Below are 2094 nucleotides of genomic sequence, written 5' to 3'. Positions count from 1 at the left end.
TCGAGGTCGACACGCGGCTGAGCAGGAGCGGCTGCGCGAAGAGCGCCTTCGGCCCGAACCCGCAGCGGGACTCGCCCGACATGGCGATCCCCGCGCCGCTCGGCGCCTACCCCTTCAGCCCGTGCTTCGGCTGGCTGTCGGACCGCTTCGGGGTGTCGTGGCAGCTGCAGGTGGTCGCGCCAGCGGCCGCGTGAATCGCCCCGAGTCCCCCTCGGCCCGGCCTGCTGACGGGGCTCGCTCCCGCGGGAGTCGCCGTGCCCCGCCGAGACGCCGCGCGGAGGCGGCGCGGCGTGGCGGGATCCGCGGCCCCGAGACCGTCGAGCGCCAGGGCGGGACGGGGCCCTGGTCCTAGGACGCGTTGAGGTCCGCGGCGGCGCGGACCAGCGCCTTGAACGCGTCGGCGTCGAGCTCGTCGCCCTCGTTCAGGTCGATCGCGCGCCGCGCGTTGCCGTCGAGGCCGGAGTTGAACACGCCCGACGGGTCGTCGACCTTCGCGCCCTTGAAGAACGTCACCTTCACGTGCTTCTTGTAGGTCTCGCCGGTGCAGATGATGCCGCCGGAGTACCAGGTCGGCACGCCGCGCCACTTCCACTCCTCGACGACGTCCGGGACGGCCTCCTTGACCAGGCCGCGGACCGTGGCGAGCGTCGTGCCGCGCCAGTCGCCGAGCTCCTCGATCCTCGCGTCGATGAGCTCGGACGGGGTCGCGTCCTCGCCGGTGGACCCGGTGTCCTGCTGTGCCATGGGTGTCGCCTCCTCGGTGCCGTCGTCGGACGCCGGGGCGAGGATCGCCGCGGCGGGGCCGGATCGTCGCAGAGACCACGGCCGTTCCGCCAGCGCGCGACGGGCCGACCGGAGCCGGCCCCGCGGCGCTCAGACGCGGCGCGTCGCGCGGCGCAGGAGGACCGTCCGGCCGGCGAAGGCCGTCAGGCTCGTGCCCCCCAGCGCGGTGAGGATCACCCCCCAGCCGGGCGACGGGTCGAAGAACGCGTTGCCGCTGCTGACGTCGACCGTGTCGGCGATCCCGATCAGGGTGGTCACGGCGGCCACGACCACGAGGGCGATCGGGAAGCGGCGGGTCACGACGCCCGCCACGGCGAGCAGGCCGAGGACGAGCGTGATGACCCCGTCGGCGTCCAGGCCCCAAACCGTGACCGGCCCCCAGGTCGCCCACGGGCCGATGCTGCCGACGACCACGGCGACCGCCGAGACGAGGCCCCAGACGCGCTCGCGGGAGAGCGCGGGCGGCAGGGCGCTGCCGTTCGTGTCTGCGGGCGCGGCGGTGCCGGCGGTGCCGTTGGTGGCCGGAACGACGCCGGTCGCGGCGACTCCGGAGGCATCGGTGGCGGCGACCGGCGGGACGCCGGCCGGGGCGTCGGGACGTGGGTGGACGGGCTGCGGGGTCGGTGCGGAGGTCACGGGCTCGGACGGGTCGGAGTGGTGCGCACCATCCTGCGGCCCCCGGCGCGTCGTCGCATCGGGGACCTCCCCCCAGGATCCGAGGCCCCGGCCCTGATCCGAGGGCCACGGATCCACCGTCCGCTCGCCGGCGCCGACCCCACCGCCGCCTACCATGAGCGGGTGGCCGCCAAGTCGATCGCCCTCTTCGTGCTCGCCGCGCTGTTCGAGATCGGCGGCGCGTGGCTCGTCTGGCAGGGCGTCCGCGAGCACCGCGGCCTCCTGTGGGTCGGTGCCGGCGTGACCGCGCTGGGGATCTACGGGTTCGTCGCGACGCTCCAGCCGGACGCCGAGTTCGGCCGCATCCTGGCCGCGTACGGCGGCGTCTTCGTCGCCGGCTCGCTGGCCTGGGGCGTGATCGCCGACGGCTACCGCCCGGACCGCTGGGACCTCGCCGGCGCCGCGGTCTGCCTCGCCGGCGTCGGCCTGATCATGTACGCGCCGCGGACCTGAGCGCGCGGGCGCGGGCGTGGGCGGGGGCGCGGCCGTGGGCGCAGGCGCGGTCGTGGTCCCAGGCGCGGTCGTCGTCACGGGCGCGGTCGTGTGGTCCCAGGCACGGTCGTCGTCACGGGCGCGGTCGCCGTGGTCCCAGGCGCGGTCGTCGTCACGGGCGCGGTCGTCGTCGCGGCGCGGCTG

The 2094-nt window shown here is 76.1% G+C and carries 3 protein-coding genes and 1 pseudogene; 2 read left to right on the top strand and 2 right to left on the bottom strand.

Features of this window, described 5'->3' with window-relative positions:
* A pseudogene (locus tag AB0L40_RS27700) lies at positions 1-194 on the top strand (hypothetical protein); the annotation flags it as partial.
* A gap of 154 nt (positions 195-348) precedes the next feature.
* On the opposite strand, the gene AB0L40_RS27695 reads toward AB0L40_RS27700, so the two are convergent.
* On the bottom strand, positions 349-744 hold the full coding sequence (locus AB0L40_RS27695; protein ID WP_364362013.1) for a DUF1801 domain-containing protein: 396 nt from the start codon (positions 742-744) through the stop codon (positions 349-351).
* A gap of 129 nt (positions 745-873) precedes the next feature.
* Positions 874-1419, bottom strand: coding sequence for a hypothetical protein (locus AB0L40_RS27690; protein ID WP_364362011.1), 546 nt, complete (start codon positions 1417-1419; stop codon positions 874-876).
* A 162-nt stretch (positions 1420-1581) separates the two neighbouring features.
* On the opposite strand from AB0L40_RS27690, the gene AB0L40_RS27685 reads away from it, so the two are divergent.
* Complete coding sequence (locus AB0L40_RS27685; protein ID WP_364362009.1) at positions 1582-1911, top strand: YnfA family protein; 330 nt, start codon at positions 1582-1584, stop codon at positions 1909-1911.
* Positions 1912-2094 lie beyond the last annotated feature (183 nt).

The sequence above is a fragment of the Patulibacter sp. NPDC049589 genome (assembly GCF_040675535.1).
In the GTDB taxonomy this organism is placed as follows: Bacteria; Actinomycetota; Thermoleophilia; order Solirubrobacterales; family Solirubrobacteraceae; genus Patulibacter.
Note: the sequence above shows the minus strand (reverse complement) of the source record. Positions and strands in the feature narration are given on the sequence as shown.